The sequence below is a fragment of the Paenibacillus violae genome, assembly GCF_032461945.1.
Lineage (GTDB): Bacteria > Bacillota > Bacilli > Paenibacillales > NBRC-103111 > Paenibacillus_E > Paenibacillus_E violae.
In genome coordinates, this window is sequence record NZ_JAWCUD010000026.1 from 16,202 (window position 1) to 30,549 (window position 14,348).

Annotated in this window: 15 protein-coding genes and 1 rRNA gene; 15 read left to right on the forward strand and 1 reads right to left on the reverse strand. The window is 47.6% G+C overall.

Going from position 1 to position 14,348, the window contains the following annotated elements; all coding sequences use genetic code 11:
* Positions 1-10 precede the first annotated feature (10 nt).
* The 13 genes from RQP52_RS35895 (at position 11) to RQP52_RS35955 (ending at position 12,405) form a co-directional block, all read left to right on the forward strand.
* Entirely contained in the window at positions 11-1,285 is a 1,275-nt protein-coding gene (locus tag RQP52_RS35895) for an HlyD family secretion protein (RefSeq protein ID WP_315956232.1), read from the forward strand.
* An 8-nt stretch (positions 1,286-1,293) separates the two neighbouring features.
* A complete protein-coding gene (locus RQP52_RS35900) occupies positions 1,294-2,502 on the forward strand; it encodes an ABC transporter permease (protein WP_315956233.1) in 1,209 nt (402 codons plus the stop codon).
* A 25-nt stretch (positions 2,503-2,527) separates the two neighbouring features.
* Positions 2,528-3,817, forward strand: a complete 1,290-nt coding sequence (locus tag RQP52_RS35905; RefSeq protein WP_315956234.1) for a TolC family protein — start codon at positions 2,528-2,530, stop codon at positions 3,815-3,817.
* 156 nt (positions 3,818-3,973) lie between these two features.
* Entirely contained in the window at positions 3,974-4,261 is a 288-nt protein-coding gene (gene gatC / locus RQP52_RS35910) for an Asp-tRNA(Asn)/Glu-tRNA(Gln) amidotransferase subunit GatC (protein ID WP_127458260.1), read from the forward strand.
* A 28-nt stretch (positions 4,262-4,289) separates the two neighbouring features.
* Positions 4,290-5,747 (forward strand): Asp-tRNA(Asn)/Glu-tRNA(Gln) amidotransferase subunit GatA, encoded by a 1,458-nt coding sequence (gene gatA, locus RQP52_RS35915; protein ID WP_315956235.1) that lies wholly within the window; start codon positions 4,290-4,292, stop codon positions 5,745-5,747.
* 33 nt (positions 5,748-5,780) lie between these two features.
* Positions 5,781-7,232: an Asp-tRNA(Asn)/Glu-tRNA(Gln) amidotransferase subunit GatB gene (gene gatB / locus RQP52_RS35920; protein ID WP_315956246.1), complete on the forward strand. Its 1,452-nt coding sequence runs from the start codon at positions 5,781-5,783 to the stop codon at positions 7,230-7,232.
* Positions 7,233-7,289: 57 nt separating this feature from the next.
* On the forward strand, positions 7,290-7,778 hold the full coding sequence (locus tag RQP52_RS35925) for a GNAT family N-acetyltransferase (RefSeq protein ID WP_315956236.1): 489 nt from the start codon (positions 7,290-7,292) through the stop codon (positions 7,776-7,778).
* A gap of 15 nt (positions 7,779-7,793) precedes the next feature.
* A complete protein-coding gene (locus tag RQP52_RS35930) occupies positions 7,794-8,501 on the forward strand; it encodes an MgtC/SapB family protein (protein ID WP_315956237.1) in 708 nt (235 codons plus the stop codon).
* Positions 8,502-8,564: 63 nt separating this feature from the next.
* Positions 8,565-9,167, forward strand: coding sequence for an RNA polymerase sigma factor (locus tag RQP52_RS35935; protein WP_315956238.1), 603 nt, complete (start codon positions 8,565-8,567; stop codon positions 9,165-9,167).
* Positions 9,118-9,426: a hypothetical protein gene (locus RQP52_RS35940; protein WP_315956239.1), complete on the forward strand. Its 309-nt coding sequence runs from the start codon at positions 9,118-9,120 to the stop codon at positions 9,424-9,426. The genes RQP52_RS35935 and RQP52_RS35940 overlap by 50 nt, the downstream gene beginning before the upstream one ends.
* A 22-nt stretch (positions 9,427-9,448) precedes the next feature.
* Positions 9,449-10,033, forward strand: coding sequence for a DUF6677 family protein (locus RQP52_RS35945; protein WP_315956240.1), 585 nt, complete (start codon positions 9,449-9,451; stop codon positions 10,031-10,033).
* A gap of 99 nt (positions 10,034-10,132) precedes the next feature.
* Positions 10,133-10,567, forward strand: coding sequence for a peroxide-responsive transcriptional repressor PerR (gene perR, locus RQP52_RS35950; RefSeq protein WP_315956241.1), 435 nt, complete (start codon positions 10,133-10,135; stop codon positions 10,565-10,567).
* 125 nt (positions 10,568-10,692) lie between these two features.
* Positions 10,693-12,405 carry a glycosyl hydrolase family 18 protein gene (locus RQP52_RS35955; protein WP_315956242.1) on the forward strand — a complete coding sequence of 571 codons (1,713 nt, stop codon included), beginning with the start codon at positions 10,693-10,695 and terminating at the stop codon, positions 12,403-12,405.
* 50 nt (positions 12,406-12,455) lie between these two features.
* Here RQP52_RS35955 and RQP52_RS35960 read toward each other — a convergent pair whose 3' ends face one another.
* Positions 12,456-12,860: a YgzB family protein gene (locus RQP52_RS35960; protein ID WP_315956243.1), complete on the reverse strand. Its 405-nt coding sequence runs from the start codon at positions 12,858-12,860 to the stop codon at positions 12,456-12,458.
* A 123-nt stretch (positions 12,861-12,983) separates the two neighbouring features.
* Here RQP52_RS35960 and RQP52_RS35965 point away from each other — a divergent pair, with 123 nt between their 5' ends.
* Together RQP52_RS35965 and RQP52_RS35970 are read left to right on the forward strand one after the other, a co-directional pair.
* Positions 12,984-13,853 (forward strand): nucleotidyltransferase-like protein, encoded by an 870-nt coding sequence (locus RQP52_RS35965; RefSeq protein WP_315956244.1) that lies wholly within the window; start codon positions 12,984-12,986, stop codon positions 13,851-13,853.
* 383 nt (positions 13,854-14,236) lie between these two features.
* Positions 14,237-14,348 (forward strand): 16S ribosomal RNA (locus RQP52_RS35970); the annotation flags it as partial.

Here is a 14,348-nt window from a genome sequence, read left to right on the forward strand (position 1 = left end):
GGATTTTTTTATGCGTTTTATTCGACCGATGGTTTATTCTGTGATGGCGGTTGTTATCGGCACAAGTGCCTTTCTGCTAACGGCGAAATCAGCTAGGAGTCAAACGGATGCTGTGAATCAAGTACATCCTACAGCTTATATAGAAACAAACGAAGTGAGCGCCAGTTTTAAAGTAGGCGGCAGAGTCACTGAGGTCCTTGTGAAGGAAGGGGAAGCGGTGAAAAAAGGGCAGGTGCTCGCCCGTCTGCAAAGCGCCGAGATCGAAGCGAAGGTCGCGCAGGCCAAAGCGGCCGTCGCCCTCGCGCAAGGCAAAATTGCCGAAGCGCAAGGCGCAACGGCTACCGCGGTAGCGAAGAAGCAGCAGGGCATCGCGGGCGTGAACGTAACGGCGGATACGGCTGAGCAGCAGGTCGCACAAGCCCAGGCCGCGGTGAACGCTGCCCAAGCGAAGGTGGATGCGCTGAAGAACGGCGCACGCCCTGAGGAGAAGAAGCAGGCCGAGATTCAATTCCAAGCGGCTTCGGAAGTGTACACGATTGCCGAGCAGAATATGAATCGGATGACTGCGATGCTGGAGCAAGGTCTTGTCTCGCAAGCGGACGTAGACAAAGTGAAGGTCAGCTTCGAGGAAGCGAAAACCAAGCGAGATCTGGCGCAGCAGCAGCTGAACATGGCGAACCAAGGCCCGCGGGAGGAAGAGATTCGCGGAGCGGAAGCTTTGCTGGAGCAAGCGCAAGCATCCTTGAAGCTCGCTGAAGCTAACCGCGGGACGGTGCAGGTGCGACAAGGCGATGTCGCAGCGGCAGAAGCCGCCGTGCAGCAAGCTCAAGGCGCGGTCAAATCCGCGCAGTCCGGCGAGCAGCAAGCCCAAGCCGCGCAGCTGGAGGCCGAGACCTATTTGAGCTATACCGAGCTGCTTGCCCCGACGGATGGGGTGGTCTTGTATCAGTCCGCGCAAGTTGGCGAGCTTGTGGGCTCGGGCTTCCCTGTTTTCTCGATGGAGTCTACGGAGCAGCGCTGGGCTAAGTTTTACTTGCCGGAGACGTCGATTGCAGGACTCAAAGTGGGGAACAAAATCAGCATGACCATGTTATCGACAGGCGAGAATGTCGTAGGTACCGTTACCTCCGTGGCCGCAGCGCCGGATTTTGCCGTCAAGAAAGCAACACAAACCTCAGGTGAAACAGATATCCGCTCCTTTGGGATCAAAATCGAGCTGAACACATTGCCGGACTCAGCCACAACCGGCATGACCTTGCAGTGGAATGGTAAAACGGAAGGATGATGAAAGAGATGGATCTTCGGATTGGCAAGCTGATAACGGAAGAATGGATGCACATTCTGAAGGACCGGCGTCTTTTTCTGATCTTGTTCTTCGTTCCGGTGATGTATACCGTGCTTTTCGGATCGATTTATGTCCATCACAAAGTCACGGAAATGGCGACGGTCGTCATCGATGAGGACCAAAGTCCGCTCAGCCGTCAGGTCATTCAAGCTTTTGAGCAGAGTGAATCGTTTGAGATTACGAAGGAATATCACTCGGAAGAGGATGTCAAACGTGCACTGGAGACGGGCGAAGCGAAAGTAGGATTAGTTATTCCTTCGAATTTTGAGGCGAAGCTGAAACATGGCGATACGCTGCCCATTCTCACGCTAATCGATGGCAGCAATATGATGATTTCGAACTCGGCTACCAAAGGCGCGAACGAAGTGATTACGACATTCAGCATGGGTTACTCCCAGAAAAAACTGCAGCTGCAGCAAGGGCTCCAAAACGAGCAGGTCATGAACACTCTTTCACCGATTCCTTACCGGTATCGGATTATGTATAACTCAACATTTAATTATAGCGATTTTATGCTGTACGGTCTTGTCGGGGCTATTTTGCAGCAGGTGTTATTTCTCGGTATTGCCCTGACGATTACCAGGGAGAAAGATGCGGGGACATGGCAGCGTTTTGAGGCATGGAAAAGAAATCCATGGCGCATCGCGTATGCGAAGACAGCTCCGTATTTCTTAATTAATCTTTTTAACACATCCGTCACCTTCGTCATTGCTTTGTATGCTTTTGGCGCTCCAATGGGCGGAAGCTTGCTAGTAGGTTTGGCTATTATTCTAAGTTTTACTTTTGCAGTCAGCGGGATCGGCTATCTTATCAGCTTGTTTTCCGGCAATCAACTCGGGGCTACACAAACGGCGATGCTTATTGCTGTGCCATCCTTTATGCTTTCAGGTTTCACGTGGCCGTTCGAGGCAATGCCGAAAGCTCTACAAGTGTTTGGCCACATGCTGCCACTTACGTATTTCTTGGACGGCGTGCGCAACGTGTTCGTGAAGGGGAACGATTTCTCCGTTATTTCGCATGATTGCGTTGCGCTTATCCTAACCGGAGCTTTGACCTATTTCATCGCCATGTTGTTAACGCGATTTGTTGTATTTTCCAAGAAGAAAACACCCGTTAGTCAACCAGCACTACCGCCTAGCTCCAAACTCACTGCTTAACTACTCAAGGAAGGAAGCGATTTTTTTGAAAAAAACGCTCATAAGTCTCTCAGCAGCTCTGTTACTCCTTTCCAGCTCGGCCTATGTTTACGCGGATTCACTACTAGATCCCGATCAAAATGTTTACGTGAACGAGGACGTTCTAGAGACCGTGTCCTCCGTTAATTTGGACTATGTGTTGGATAAAGCGCTGAAAGATTCCCATAACCTCTCTCTACTAGCGCTAAAATATGCCGCCCAAGGCAGCAAAAAGTCCGATCTCGAGCAGCAGATGGATAAAATGAGCTCGGCGTCTTTTGCCCCAGGTCACTTGCCAAGCACGCCTGAGGAGGTTACCAATACGGGGAATCCGCTGCTGCCGAATCTCACAGAACCTGCTGATATTGCTTGGACCGTCATGCAAAATAACGTGATGAACCAAATGATGCAGGGCATGGGCGCTCTCGCCGGCGGTATGAATGCGATCATTTCCGCACAACGGGCGCAAATGAACACAGCTGCGCATCAGTTAGGAACGGATCAGCGCAACTCGCTGCTTCAAACCGATGAAGCCAAAGCCGGTATTCGCCTGCAGACCATCGCGCAATACGTGCAGCTGCTTGGCCAAAAGAAACAGCTCGCTTTCATGCAGGAATACAAAGGTGTGATGGAGAAAGAGCTGCTGCGCGCAACGCTTCTCTCACAGCAAGGTTTGGCTTCCTCGGAGGATCTGCTGACAGCACAGAAAGCCATTAATAAACAGAAGGACGATACCGCTATCTTGTTGAACAATTATCGTCTGGGTCTTGTGCAGCTTTCGACGGACATTGGAATTTCCTATGATCCTAACTTAATCCTCCAAGATATCGATTCTATTTCGGTCCAGCCTATTGCAGAAACGGACACGATGACTTTATTGAAATCTTCTTATCAAATGAAATCTTCCGCTAATAACATCGATGAAGCTGTGTGGGAAACGGATCATACGGTGACCCAGAACACTTACGGTGAAACGTATTTAGGCGTCAATGTGGCGATTAACGGTCAGAAAAATGAGCAAATGCAACTCGACTTGACCAAGAAAATCCAATCTACGTACAACGATGCCAAAAATGCGTATGCCGCAGTCCTTACCGAGCAGCGAAATCTGACTGACGTTCAAGCGGATATGAAAAAAATGAAATTCCGCTATGAGGCGGGCGTCATCTCCAAGCATGACTTGAACAAGTTTCAGATAAAAGTAGATCAAAATGAAACTACACTCGCGGCAGCCAAACTGAAGTATTATGTACTAACTGAAAAAGCGAAGGCCATGGACACAGGATTCATCCAATAAATCATTTGCCAAAACTAACCATAGCTCCTTAGTCGCAGCGGTTCTCCGGAACCTCATCTGCATAGGGACTGTGGTTTTTTCTGGATTGAGTTCACAAATTATCTGGGATATAATGAAAAGAATGACTAAATGCTGATTCAAAGGGGTGTAGAGAACTTGAGCATTACCAGAAAAGATGTCGATCATGTCGCGAAGTTGGCTAGACTCGATCTAAGCGAGAATGAGAAAGAACTATTTACCGGACAGCTTAATGCCATTTTAAAATATGCGGAGCAGTTGAACGGGTTGAATACCGAAGGTATAGCTCCAACGAGCCACGCTATGCCGTTAGTGAATGTGATGCGGGAAGATGTCGTTACGCCGTCGCTGCCGATTGAGAAGGTCATGGCGAACGCTCCCGATCAAGAAGACGGGCAATTTAAAGTTCCGGCTGTTTTAGAATAGAGAACCATATGAAAGGGAGTGCCTGTCGTTGTCTTTGTTTGATCTAAACCTACAACAAATTCACGCGAAGCTTCAAGGCAAAGAGATTACCGTTGCCGATCTCGTGGATCAATCCTATACAAGAATTGGGCAAGTGGAAAGCAAAGTTCGCGCTTTCCTTACATTGGATGAAGAGAACGCAAGACAAGCTGCGGCCAAATTGGACGAGCAGCTCGCAAGCGGTCAAGCGCGTGGCGATTTATTCGGTCTTCCCATCGGGATCAAAGATAATATGGTCACCGAAGGTCTGAGAACGACGTGTGCTAGTAAATTCTTGTCGAACTACAATCCGATCTACGATGCGACCGTTGTCAGCAAGCTGAAAGAGGCGCAAACGGTTACCATCGGTAAGCTGAACATGGATGAGTTCGCGATGGGCGGTTCCAACGAGAACTCCGCCTACCACCCAACCCACAATCCGTGGAACACGGATTATGTGCCAGGGGGCTCCAGCGGTGGTTCTGCCGCTGCCGTAGCTGCAGGCGAGGTGTACTTCTCACTGGGCTCCGACACCGGCGGCTCGATTCGCCAGCCGGCTGCATACTGCGGTATCGTCGGGCTGAAGCCGACGTATGGTCTTGTGTCCCGCTATGGTCTTGTCGCGTTCGCGTCTTCGCTCGACCAGATCGGACCGCTGACGAAGAACGTCGAAGACTCCGCCTACCTGCTGCAAGCTATCGCAGGTTATGATGCGAAGGACTCCACTTCTGCGAAAGTGGACATCCCTGACTACCTCAGCGCACTGACCGGAGATGTCAAAGGTTTGCGCATCGGCGTGCCGAAAGAATACATGGGCAACGGGATTGACCCTGCCGTGAAAGAGAAAGTGCTTGAGGCGCTCAAAGTGCTTGAAGGCTTAGGCGCCGTATGGGAAGAAGTATCCCTGCCGCATTCCGAATACGCGGTTGCGACCTACTACCTGCTGGCTTCTTCCGAAGCATCTTCCAACCTTGCGCGTTTTGACGGAATTCGTTATGGCGTCCGTTCCGACAACGCCAACAATCTGCTTGACTTGTATCATCTTTCCCGGAGCGAAGGCTTTGGCCCTGAAGTCAAACGCCGGATCATGCTTGGAACTTATGCCTTAAGTTCGGGTTACTATGATGCTTACTATCTGAAAGCACAACAAGTTCGCACATTGATCAAACAAGATTTTGATCAAGTGTTTGAGAAATACGATATCATCATCGGGCCGACGGCGCCGACGCCTGCCTTCAAAATTGGCGAGCAAAGCAACGATCCGCTCACGATGTATCTGAACGATATCATGACCATTCCGGTCAGCTTGGCGGGTATTCCTGCGATTAGCGTACCTTGCGGATTCGTGAATGAACTTCCGGTTGGCCTGCAAGTCATCGGCAAAGCGCTGGATGAAGCTACCCTTTTGCGTGTAGCTCACGCTTTTGAGCAGCATACAGATCACCACAAGCAGCGCCCGCAATTGTAGGTTCATAGTTCATGAGTAACGAAGGAGGCATTTATTTTGTCGGCAACAGATACCCAATTTGAAACGGTCGTCGGTCTAGAGGTTCACGTAGAGCTTCATACCGCATCCAAAATATTTTGCGGTTGTGCAACCTCATTCGGTGCACCTCCGAATACGAATACATGTCCCGTTTGTTTAGGACACCCGGGCGTATTGCCCGTACTGAACCGCCAAGCGGTAGAATATGCCATGAAAGCTGCAATGGCGCTGAACTGCACCATTTCTACGCACAGCAAATTTGACCGTAAAAACTATTTTTACCCGGATTCTCCCGATGCTTATCAAACCTCGCAATACGATCAGCCGATCGGTTTGAACGGTTGGGTCGATATTGAAGTGAATGGCGAGACCAAACGCATTGGCGTGACGCGTGTGCATTTGGAGGAAGATGCAGGCAAGCTGACGCATGTGGATGGCGGATATGCCTCACTCGTTGACTTGAACCGTGCCGGTACGCCGCTCATCGAAATCGTTTCGGAGCCTGATCTGCGATCACCGGAGGAAGCTCGCGCTTACCTTGAGAAGCTAAGAGCCATCATGATCTACTGCGACGTGTCCGACGTGAAAATGGAGGAAGGCTCGATGCGCTGCGACGCGAACATCTCTTTGCGTCCATTCGGCCAAGAGAAGTTCGGCACGAGAGCCGAATTGAAGAACATGAACTCGTTCCGTGGCGTCCAGAAAGGACTGGAATACGAGGAATATCGTCAAGCGGACATTCTCCGAAGCGGCGGTGAAGTCGAGCAGGAAACACGTCGCTGGGATGACGGGCAGGGCAAGACGCTTTCAATGCGCGGCAAAGAAGATGCGCACGACTACCGTTACTTCCCGGATCCGGATCTCGTGAGCCTTTATATCGACGATGCTTGGAAAGCAGCGGTCAAAGCTACGATCCCTGAGCTGCCGGATGCCCGCAAAGCTAGATACAGCAGCCAGTTCGGCTTGCCGAACTATGATGCGGAAGTCATCACGTCATCAATGAAGCTGGCTAACTTTTTTGAGGAGAGCCTTAACTATACGCAGGATGCCAAAGCAGTTTCGAACTGGATTATGGGCGATCTGCTCGGGTATTTGAATGCGAACAATCTTGAACTTGCGGATGTCAAAGTGACGGGCAAAGGTCTAGGTGAAATGATCGGCCTGATAGAAAAAGGCACCATTTCCAACAAGATCGCCAAAACGGTATTTAAAGAAATGATCGAATCCGGTAAAGAACCACAGAAGATTGTGGAAGAGCAAGGACTCGTTCAAATCAGTGACGAAGGCGCGATTAAAGCTGTTGTCGAGCAAGTTGTTGACAATAGCCCGCAATCGGTTGCCGATTTCAAAGCGGGTAAAGAGAAAGCCGTCGGTTTCTTGGTCGGCCAAGTCATGAAAGAAACCAAAGGCAAAGCAAATCCAGGGCTGGTTAACAAATTAATTCTGGAGTGCCTGAACAGCAAATGATACAGTAAAGTGGTGATCCTTATGGACACCACTTTTTTATTTGAAGGAGGCTTCCGCATGTCTATTCAATCTCTTCCCCTGCATACGAATGAGGAAATCCTGCATCTGTTAGCGCTTCAAATCGCCTCCTATCGCGTTGAAGCTGAGTTGATTGGCTTTGAAGACATCCCTCCGCTTAAGGATGGCATTCAGTCTATACGCGAGGCTGAGGAGACGTTCTACGGCTATTATGTCGAGGAAGAGAACGAACGTAAGTTGGTTGGCGCGATTTCCTACTCCCGGGAAGGTTGTGTCGTCACGATCTGCCGGATGATGGTTCATCCTCATTTTTTTCGGCGCGGTATTGCTAGAGCGCTTTTGGAACATATACTACAAAAACAAGAGAATAGTGGTGTACAGCTTTTTATTGTATCAACGGGGACGGCGAACCTGCCGGCCACCCGGCTTTATCAAAGTTTTGGTTTTACAGTGAAGCGGGTATTCACAGTTCCTCCGGGCGTATCACTAACGACCTTTGAGCGACCAGGGGTCATCAGGGAAAAATAGGGAGGCGATCACATCGTGAGCAATCCATGGGTTATTGATCAAGTTCATATCACCATACGATTAGTCTTGGCGCTATTTCTTGGCGGCTTAATCGGCTTTGAGCGGGAGGTTAGCTCCCATGCTGCAGGGCTTCGCACGCATATTTTGGTCTGTGTAGGCTCCGCCTTAGTCATGCTGCTTTCCATGTATGGATTCAGCGCTTTTGTGAACGAGGTGAACGTTCGCTTAGATCCGTCACGTTTGGCGGCGCAGGTCATCAGCGGTATCGGGTTCTTGGGGGCTGGAACGATTATTTTTAACGGAAGGTCCATTACAGGACTTACGACGGCGGCCTCCCTCTGGGTAGTGGCTGGAATTGGTCTTGCCGTAGGGGCGGGTTTCTACTATCCAGCTGTCTTGGCTTGCTTTATGGTGTTAATATCCTTATGGATTTTGAACAAAGTAGAGCAGAAATTTTTTAACGGGAAAAAAGTTCGCATTCTCAAAATTCAGGCTATTGATCAACCGGGAACGCTCGGCGTGATTACTACCCTTTTAGGGAAACAGAAAGTTGATATTCGCAAAATTACATTGGAAGAACAAGAGAACGAGGACAAGCCGAATCAGGTTCAAATAACGTTTCATGTTACAATACCTAAGCCGTCTATCATCGTCTCCGTACTTGAGGGAATTAATCAAATAGATGGCGTCAGCGGTGTAACGATGGAAAAAGGAAAAAGTTGAAGGGGTTCTCCCACGGAGAGCGTCTAAGGTTATAAGACGAGATATGAAAGGGGGAGGCAAGGCATGGACAATTTGACGGATGAGCAGCTGATCGACCGGGTCCGTCAAGGTCATTCCGATGCTTATCGTGTGCTGGTAGAACGACACAAAAGTTATATATACACACTTGTATACCGCATGGTAGGACATAAGGAAACTGCCGAAGACCTGACCCAGGACGTATTCGTCAAGCTGTTTCGAACCTTATCGCATTTTCGCGGAGAGTCGAAGTTTACGACTTGGCTCTATCGCATGACCACAAATATCGTAACCGATTATCGGCGTTCACAGAAGCGTAAGCCCTATGAAGCTTTGCTTGATAAAATGAAGGGCTGGTTCTCGGACAGCAAGGAACAACCGGAAGAAAGGGCTCTGCTCAAGGATGAGCAGGAGCAGATGCAAGGGCTATTGTCCGAACTTCCGGACAAGTACAGGCTTATTATGTATCTGTATCATTATAAGCAGCTTTCTTACCAGGAGATGTCCGAGGTGACCGGGCTGCCTGTGAAAACACTCGAAACCAGATTATACCGGGGAAAAGCGATGCTCAAAGAAAAATGGCTGGAGGTGAATTCGCATGAATCGCAAGCAACAAGAAGACATCCGGCTCACGCAGTACCTAAATAAGCTGCTAGATGAGATGCCGCTTAACGAACCAAGCCCCTTGTTGACGGATCGTATCATGCGCGCTGTCCAAGCTGACGAGATCACGGTGCCGCAATCCAATTGGCAGGCATACCGGCGAAAAGCATGGGTCAACGGTCTCGTTGCAACCGCAGCAACCATTCTCCTGTTTCAACTCGGAATTATTCATAAAATCATGAACATCGATGTAGGCATTATTCAAATTACTTCGTATATCCAACATTTATCTGAGTTATTATGACCAGAAGAACGGAGGCCTTTACATGGCTATACCCAAAGACAGCTCGCATATTCCCCCGTATTCAACCGACTCCTCTTATCCAAACTATGCGCCTTATTATCCGATTCCCAGAAAGCGCAAATGGGTTGCAGGTGTATTGTCTTTCATCGTTCCAGGAACGGGGCATTTTTACTTAGGTCTCATGCAGCGCGGCTTATTCCTGATGATGCTGCTGATTCTTGATATTTTCATCATTACATCGTTAGCTTCTCAAAATAATACTAGCGTTCCAGCCGTTACTCTTTTTGCTTTGTTTATTCCTGTGATCTACTTCTACAATCTTTTTGATGCGCTTCAAATTACGGATTATGTGAACCGGCGCAATGAACTTGGCGAATTTGCAGGGTCCTATGATCATGAGTTTCAAGATCCTTTACAGAAGCTGATCAAAGGCACCAACATGGGCGTACTGCTCGTCGTTGTTGGCGTACTCTTTTTTCTTCTCAGCAACAAGCCGCGATGGGTTACGGGACTCTTCGATTTCATGGGCTCTTATGTAGGTTCGATTGCCCTCGTTCTTGGAGGTTTAGCTCTGTATGTGATTGATTCCCGTAAAAATAAGCACTGACAAGTTGGCTAAACCGCATAACCATCATTGACAAAAGGGAATGACCACACGTACAATATTATGTAAGGTTTTATTGACTAACAGCGGGTGGTGTGTAACATGGCAGCACAATTAGAACAAGCATTAGCTAAATTGAAAACAACAGGTGTTCGAATGACGCCTCAGCGTCATGCGATTTTATCCTATTTGCTGGACTCCATGACGCATCCGACAGCAGATGATATTTATAAGTCCTTAGAATCCAAATTTCCTAACATGAGCGTAGCGACTGTTTACAATAATCTTAAAGTTTTTATTGAATCGGGACTCGTTCGGGAACTGACTTATGGAGATAGCTCGAGTCGCTTTGATGCGGATATGACAGACCATTACCATGCGGTTTGCGAAGTTTGCGGCAAGATTGCAGACTTTGAATACCCGCCTCTTCATGATATTGAGACAACTGCTGCCGGGCAAACAGGCTTTAAGGTTGGCGGCTACCGGTTAGAGGTTTATGGCGTCTGCCCGGATTGCGCAGGGGTTACTAAGCATTAACTTTCGCAGAATTCCTCATTACCTGTTCCTATGTTGTATAATGAAACGTGATCATACCTTCTTGTTGATGGAGAGGGTAAGAGAACGTTTTTTTCTTTTTATATCGCATATAAGGAAGTGAAATCTTGCAGCAGCGCAGAAGATCGTCGAAGAAAATCCTACTGATCAGTTCACTTGTTTTCGGGATGTTCGCCGCAGGTGCGGCTTCATTTCTATGGCAGCAGTTTGCTCCGAATCGTACGAAAGTCGAAACCGAGTTTCACGAATTAAGCAAGCCGGTCTTTTATCAAGGGAATTATTATAAGTTAAGCGCGATTGGTGACAAAGAGGGGCTGAAGCTTCCACTGGAGCTCATCCAGGAGTGGATCGACCCTTCTATTCTATATGAAAAAAGCAGCGATTCCGTGATCATCACAACCAAAGATAAAGTACTGCGCTTGAAGACAACGGAACTTTCAGCGTTGATGAACGAGAAACCGATCACATTGTCTTTTCCTGTAGAGAAGAAGGGGAGCGACATCTATGTGCCGATAGAGCCGCTGCGCCAACTGTACCCTTTTGAGATCAGAGAGTCAGATCAGACGGGCGCCGTTCTTTTATTTAAAAAAGGCGAAACGCTGAAATGGGGAAAGCGCACGGACACGGAAGCGGCGCAGCTGCGCACTTTTGCCTCGATTAAAGCACCTATCGTATCAAGTATTGCCGGAGGAGAGCAGGTCATACTGCTCGGGGAAGAGGAAGAATGGTATCGAGTTCAGCAGGCAAGCGGACCGATTGGATATGTGCGTAAAACGGACATTCAGATGGATCATGATGAAACCATTCCCATTCAGGAGGATACATCGTCCTATGTGCCTTGGAAGCCGCCTGCGGGTAAGTTAAACCTGACATGGGAGCATGTGATTAGCAAGAATCCAGATACAACCAAGATCGGCGATATGCCTGGTCTGCAGGTTGTTAGTCCTACTTGGTTCTCGATATCGGATGGAGAAGGGCGCTTGAAGAACTTAGCCGATGCCTCTTATGTCAAATGGGCGCAAACCCGAAATTATCAGGTTTGGGCGCTATTCAGCAACGGCTTTGATCCTGATGTGACGAATAAAGCCCTATCGACCTATGATAGCCGGATGAAAATCATTAAACAATTGCTTGGCTTTGCGCAAACGTACAAACTGCAGGGCTTCAACATTGATTTCGAAAATGTGTATCTCAAAGATAAAGAAAATCTCGTCCAATTTGTCCGTGAAATGACTCCTTTTATGCATGAACAAGGTTTGGCTGTGTCCATTGATGTTACGCCTAAATCAACCAATGAGATGTGGTCGATGTTTTATGACCGGACAGCGCTCGCTGAGGTGGTTGATTATATGATGGTGATGGCCTATGACGAGTATTGGGCGACCAGTCCCAAATCCGGTTCCGTATCCTCTTTGCCGTGGACAGAAAGCTCCGTAAAGCAGATACTTAATGGGGATAAGGTTCCACCTTCTAAGCTGGTCTTAGGTGTGCCTTTTTATACACGTCAATGGACGGAAGAAATGAAAAATGGCAAGTTAACGACCACTTCCAAAACATTAACCATGGAGGCTGCCGCAGCTATTATCAAAGATAAGAAGCTAACACCTACCTTTTTACCGGATACTGGCCAAAATTATGTGGAGTACAAAGACGGCGAGAAGCTCATTCGCATTTGGTTGGAGGATGAAACCTCGATGAAGTCACGGCTTGATCTCGTTAAGAAGTATGATCTCGCTGGGGTGGCCACATGGCGAAGAGGCTTTGAGCAGTCACCGATGTGGAAAGTAATCCAGGATGGTTTGGCTCCAGCATCACCATAAAAAAAGCCGATCCTCTCTACAAGGGATCGGCTTTTTGCTATTTCGGAGCATCAATGAGGCTTATGCTCATGATCTCTGTTCGGCTCTAGCGGGATTGCTTGTGCTGCCGCAGTTTCATGCTCAGCAGTAGGCTGGAACTGAGGATCAACGGTGAGAATTGTTTTACAGAACATGCAGCGGTCTGTTTTTCCTAGCATTTTAGTTCTTCTTCCGCATTCCGGACAGTCAAGCGCAATTGCTGAAGTAGAAAGCATACCGGCCCAGAAATAAATACCCATACTGACCAGCATAGAGACCATCCCAATAATCATGAAGATTACAGCAACTATTCGACCTGCTTTTCCCCAGTCAAAGACGACCCCTGCTAATCCTATAATCATTAGCAGCATGCCGCCCATTGTTAAAGCAAGACCCCACAAGCGAAATTCATTAACTTTACTTGATCTGAAACGCACGTGTTGTTCCCCCCATAATTTAGCTATCAGTTTTGTATGATTTGTCACAGAATTCAGCAGGAAACTCCTCTTGCATTGTAGAAATAAGATATAAACAATTGGAGACAGGAGCTTTGGACACCCATGGGAATTGATAAAGAGCAGTTTTTGCTTAAGTTCCGAAATGACGATCGGATCATTAGTGTCATGGCGGTTGATAATCCTAAGCAACTTCCCTCACTTACAGATGGCTTTGATATACTTCTGCTTATCGTAACGAACGACCTGAGCCTGAACAATCATACTACTAATTATATAAGAGACGATTCTCGGATACAAGAAAGGTGGGTAGATCCCTCCTCCATTGAACAATGGGTACGCCAAGGTCACAACCGAAATATCCTTCATTGGCTGCTAAAAGGGGAGATACTTCTGGATCAGAATACGTATTTAGAAGGACTGCGCCATCGTATACTTGAATTTCCGGCTGACCTGCGTGAACATAAACTACTTGTCGAGTTCTCTCTTTTTCTGCGTAAATATCTTCAGAGCAAGGAATATATCCTAGATGAGCACTTGCTTGATGCTTATAATAATATTTTGGAAGCCCTGCATCATTGGGCTCGTATTGTAATCATTGAGGATGGCTATCACCCGGAAATTACGGTATGGAGGCAGATTCGTGCAATAAATCCTGGGGTGTACAAGCTTTATGAGGAATTGACAATGAGCAAAGAGACATTGAAGCAACGAGTTCAGCTCGTTTTGCTGGCTTGTGAATTTTCGGTTATGTCAAAAATGGAGAGATGCTGCGAGGCGTTTATCCAGATCCTCAGAGAAAATGATAAGGCGTTCAGTTCAGATGAACTTCAACAGCATGTTCAATTAGTTGAAATTAAAACAGAACTTCCTTTACTGCTGAATAAGCTCGTTAAGAAGGGTTTGATCAAAGAAGTTGCTGTTCTCATCGATGAAGAAACTTCAGAGATTGAGCTGCGATATACGAGCGTATAATCGGTAAAATCCAAGGGGAATCAGATGTTCATCTGGTTCTTTTTTTATTTTTAATTTATTGCTTGACTTTAAATGCGTTTCTATGATAAATTAACTCTCGCCGCTAAAAACGGCTCACACGAAAAGCTAAAGTGGTACAAGGTTGCAAGCAAAGCAAGAAAAAAGAAAAATAAAAAAAGCTTGCATCGAATAGCCCGAATGTGATATATTATAAAAGTCGCCGCTAAACGGACGACGAAGAAATAAAAAGAAATTGATCTTTGAAAACTGAACAACGAGTGAGTAAGCACAGTCGAGTAATCGACTATAAATGAGATGAATAATCTCGCTAGCAAGTCAATGAGCTATTCAGCTTTCAATAAAGGACAAGCGATTGTCCAACTATTATGGAGAGTTTGATCCTGGCTCAGGACGAACGCTGGCGGCGTGCCTAATACATGCAAGTCGAGCGGAGCACTTCGGTGCTTAGCGGCGGACGGGTGAGTAACACGTAGG